This is a genomic window from Nocardiopsis chromatogenes YIM 90109 (assembly GCF_000341185.1).
GTDB classification, from domain to species: Bacteria; Actinomycetota; Actinomycetes; order Streptosporangiales; family Streptosporangiaceae; genus Nocardiopsis_A; species Nocardiopsis_A chromatogenes.
Map to the genome: position 1 here is coordinate 1 of NZ_ANBH01000121.1, position 3,087 is coordinate 3,087.

The 3,087-nt window shown below is 75.9% G+C and carries 3 protein-coding genes; all 3 read left to right on the forward strand.

Going from position 1 to position 3,087, the window contains the following annotated elements; all coding sequences use genetic code 11:
- Nucleotides 1–570: 570 nt before the first annotated feature.
- The 3 genes from D476_RS0112400 to D476_RS0112410 are packed head-to-tail and all read left to right on the forward strand — an operon-like array spanning nt 571 to nt 2,944.
- The gene (locus tag D476_RS0112400) at nt 571–801 is read left to right on the forward strand and encodes an MbtH family protein (RefSeq protein ID WP_017557660.1); all 231 of its coding nucleotides are present in this window, start codon (nt 571–573) and stop codon (nt 799–801) included.
- On the forward strand, nt 798–2,138 hold the full coding sequence (gene entS / locus D476_RS0112405) for an enterobactin transporter EntS (RefSeq protein ID WP_017624260.1): 1,341 nt from the start codon (nt 798–800) through the stop codon (nt 2,136–2,138). Before D476_RS0112400 ends, entS begins: the two co-directional genes overlap by 4 nt.
- Nucleotides 2,135–2,944, forward strand: a complete 810-nt coding sequence (locus D476_RS0112410; protein ID WP_017624261.1) for a siderophore-interacting protein — start codon at nt 2,135–2,137, stop codon at nt 2,942–2,944. The genes entS and D476_RS0112410 overlap by 4 nt, the downstream gene beginning before the upstream one ends.
- The last annotated feature ends 143 nt before the right edge of the window (nt 2,945–3,087 follow it).

Here is a 3,087-nt window from a genome sequence, read left to right on the forward strand (position 1 = left end):
GCCTGAGGGAGGACGGCGGGCACGCGGAAGGGGGCGACGGGAAGCCGTTTCCGGATTCCTCTTCATAGGCGATCGGAAAGGGAAATCAACGGGGGCGGTGAAGGGGCCCGCCGCGCCAGGGGATCGGGGCGGTGGTCCGGTCGCTGGAGGGCCGGGTGGGGCTGGGGCGCCGTGCCGGGTGCACCGCCGGGGGCTCATGGGCCGGGGGCCGGAGGGGGCGCGCTCTATGCTGCGATCGGGCACGACCGGCTGACCGGTGCCCCGGCCGAACGGTTGCCGGTGGTGGCCTACGACCACTGACCGGGGCACACATCTCTCATCAACGATCCAGTCCCATCAACGATCTGGCCGCGCATCCCGCGGGCCCGCCCGTTCCCGCTTTCCGGGCCGCCGGGATGTCCGCGCCGAGCCGTCGGCGTGGGAGGGGCCCCGCCCGGGCGGGTGCGGGCGGCGCAGGCCACACATAAATCCATAAGGCAAGGCTTGCCTAAACCGTCGATGTGCGGGAGGGTGGCCCGTGGGCGGGAACGCCCCGTGCACCGTGGACACCGAACCATCGAGGACCGGACCATGACCAACCCCTTCGACGACCCCGAGGGCACCTTCCTGGTGCTCGTCAACGACGAGGACCAGTACTCCCTCTGGCCGGAGTTCGCCGAGGTCCCCGCGGGCTGGACCACCGTCTACGGGCCCGCCGACCGCACCTCCGCCCTTGAGCACATCGAGGCCAACTGGACCGACCTGCGGCCCCGCAGCCTGCGCGAGGCGATGGAAGGCGCCGGGGCCACCGGCGCGGCGTGAGCGCGCGCGGCCCCCGGCTGCGCCGGGCAGTGGGCCGCGCGGCCATCGACCTCACCCCCCTCAAGGCCAGCCGCCCCTTCCGGAACGTCTTCGCCGCGCGCACCCTGTCCGTCTTCGGGCTGGGGTTCGCGCTCGTCGCGCTCCCCCTCCAGGTCTACGGCCTGACCGGGTCGTCGGCGATGGTGGCGCTGGTCAACGCCGTCAACGGGGTCTCGGTGCTCGGCGGCACCCTGGTCGCCGGCGTGCTGGCCGACCGCCGCCCCCGGCGCGGCCTGATCGTCACCGGCCGACTGGCCGCCACGGTCGCCTTCACCGGCCTGGCACTGGGCGCCCTGTGGCTCGACGGCACGGCCGCCCTGGCCGCGATCGTGCTGTGCGCGGCCCTGAACGGGTTCCTGGGCACCTTCAGCCAGGTCGCCCTGCAGGCGGCGGTCCCCGGGCTGCTCCCGCGCGACCGGCTCCCGGCCGCCGGGGCGCTGCTGGCGCTCACCGGCAAGCTCGGCAGCGTGGTCGCCCCCGCCGCCGGGGGCGCGCTCATCGCGCTGCTGGGCTACCCCGTCGTCTACGGCATCACGGCCGCAGCCTCCGCGGTGACGACCCTGATGGTCGCCCGCCTGCCCGCCATGGCGCCCGAACCCGGCCCCGGCGACGGGACGGGGGCAGCCGCCGCGCCGTCGCCGCTGGGCGCCATCGCCGAGGGCCTGCGCTTCGCGGTCCGCGACCGCGTCGTCGGCCCCATCCTGCTGCTCGGCTTCGTGCAGCTGCTGTTCGCCACCCCCTACGTGCTCATCCCCGAACTGACCGACCGGGTCCTGGGCGGCGGGGAGCAGACCGCCGGGCTGCTCTACTCGGCCTCGGCGGCCGGTGCCGTCGCCGCCTCGCTGACCAGCGGCTGGACCGCGCACCTGCGCCGCGCGGGGGCGGTGCTGCTGGCCGCGGTCGCCCTGTGCGGGGCGGCCGCCGCCGGGCTCGGCGCCTCCACCGCGCTGGCCGCGGCCGTGCTGGCCCTGGCCGCACTGGGCTTCGCCGAGATCATCGAAGAGATCCTGCGGTTCGCCCTGCTGCAGTCGCACACCCCGGACACGCTGCGCGGACGGGTCAACAGCGTCTGGACCGCGCAGAACACCGTCGGCGGGTCACTGGGCGGGGTCGTGCTCGGCGTGCTCGCCGCCGCCGTCGGCCCCGGCGCCGCCGTGCTCGCGGGCGGCGCCGCCACCGCGGTGCTGACCGCCGCCATCGCGGGGGCCTTCCCCGGCCTGCGCCGGGCCCGCCCGCCCGGAGCGGGGGCGCCCCCGCCCCGCACCCCACCCGAGCCAGAGAAGGAGCAGGCCGCATGACCGCCGCACTCACCGAGCCCAGGCTGGAGTGGTACCCGCTGCAGCCGCGCACCCTGCGGGTCAGCGAGGTCGACCGGGTCACCCCGCGCATGATCCGCGTGGTGCTGACCGGCGAGGAGCTGGACGGGTTCCGCACCGACAACTTCGACGACCACGTCAAGGTCTTCCTGCCCGGGGAGGGGGAGCGCACGCCGCGCCTGCCCGACATGGACGAGCAGGGGCGGTGGAACATGCGCGCCCCCGGCCTGACGTACCGCGACTACACGGTGCGGCGCTACGACCCGTCGGCCGCCGAGCTGGTGCTCGACTTCGTCGCCCACGACCACGGGCCCGCCGGGCGCTGGGCCATGGCCGCCCGCCCCGGCGACGAGCTGGGGGTCCTCGGGCCGCGCGGCACCCTGCACATCGACCACGGCTACGACTACCACCTGCTGGGCGCCGACGAGACGGCCCTCCCGGCGGTGGCCCGCCGCCTGGAGGACCTGCACCGCGACGCCCGCGTGTTCGCGTTCCTGGAGGTCGCCGACGCGGAGGAGGAGCGCTACATCGACGCGCCCGAGGGGGCGCGCATCACCTGGCTCCACCGGGACGGCGCGGAACCGGGCGCCACCGACCTGCTCGACCGGGCCCTGGCGGACTTCACCCCGCCCGAGGGGACCGGCTTCGCCTGGTTCGGCGGTGAGGCGGACTCGCTCAAGCCGGTGCGGCGCCGGCTGAAGGAGATGGGGTTCGTGCGCAACTCCACCTCGGTGGTGGACGGCTACTGGCGCAGGGGCACCGCCAACCACGACCACCACGACGACTGAACGGGTGAGGTGAGCGGGGCGGACGGCCAGGTCCGCGGAATCCCCGTCCGAGCGGGTCGGCGCGTCCGTCGCGGCCTCGGGGCGGCCCCCTCTACGTGTGCCCTGACCGGCACCCCGCCTATCGGCGGGGGGGGGGGGGGGGG